The 1,152-nt window shown below is 71.2% G+C and carries 1 protein-coding gene; it reads right to left on the reverse strand.

What is annotated here, in order from left to right; translation table 11 throughout:
• Positions 1-1,152: Ig-like domain-containing protein (locus ACFWV8_RS34675; RefSeq protein ID WP_384213811.1), on the reverse strand; the 1,152-nt coding region annotated here is incomplete at both ends.

Raw genomic sequence — 1,152 nt, forward strand, 5'->3', positions numbered from 1 at the left:
TGAACGTCACCGTCCCGGTGGGTGTGCCCGAACCCGGTGGGGTGATGGTGACCGTCGCGCAGAGTGTGACGGACTGGCCGCACACCGATGTCGCCGGTGTCGCCGTGACCGTCGTGGTGCTGGCGGCCGGATTGACCGTGAGGGAGGCGGCGCCGGTGGACGGCAGGAAGCAACTGCTGCCGTTGTAGACGGCGGTGACGGTGCCGGTGATCAGCGAGGTGCTGGAGAAGCACGCCTGGCCGGCGGCGTTCAGGGGCACGGTGACGTTCAGCCCACCGGGTGCGGTGAAGGTGACGGAGCCGGTCGGCGTGCCGGAGCCCGGCGCGTTGGCGGTGACGGTTGCGCAGAGCGTGACCGACTGGCCGCAGACGGACGGGTTCGGCGTGGCCGTCACGGTCGTGGCGGTGGCGGCCGGATTGACGACGAGGGTGACGGAGCCCGCGGATGCCGCGAAGCAGGGTCCCTCACCGTTGTACGTGGCGGTGATCGTGCCGGAGGCCAGGGACGTGCTGCTCAGGCAGGCCTGGCCGGCGGCGTTCAGCGGTACCGTCACGTTCAGGCCGCCGGGGCCGGTGAAGGTCACCGTGCCTGTCGGCGTACCCGAACCTGGTGCGTTGGTGGTCACCGTCGCGCAGACCGTCACCGACTGCCCGCACACCGATGGGTTCGGTGTCGCCGTGACCGTCGTGGTGGTCGCCGCCTCGTTCACCGTGGCGGTGGCCGTGCCGGTGGAGCCGGTGAAGCACGGGGCGCCGTTGTATGTGGCGGTGATCGTGCCGGTGGCCAGCGACGTCGTGGTGAGGCACGCCTGCCCACTCGCGTTCAGCGGCACTGTCTGGTTGAGCCCGCCGGGGCCGGTGAAGGTGACGGTGCCCGTGGGTGTGCCCGAACCTGGTGCGTTGGTGGTGACCGTCGCGCAGACCGTCACCGACTGCCCGCAGACCGACGGGTTCGGCGTGAGCGAGACCGTGGTGGTGGTCGAGGCCGGGTTGACCGTGGCGGTGGCCGTGCCGGTGGAGCCGGTGAAGCACGGGGCGCCGTTGTATGTGGCGGTGACCGTGCCGGTGGCCAGCGACGTCGTGGTGAGGCACGCCTGCCCACTCGCGTTCAGCGGCACTGTCTGGTTGAGCCCGCCGGGGCCGGTGAAGGTGA

It is taken from the genome of Streptomyces sp. NPDC058665 (genome assembly GCF_042714995.1).
Taxonomy (GTDB): domain Bacteria; phylum Actinomycetota; class Actinomycetes; order Streptomycetales; family Streptomycetaceae; genus Streptomyces.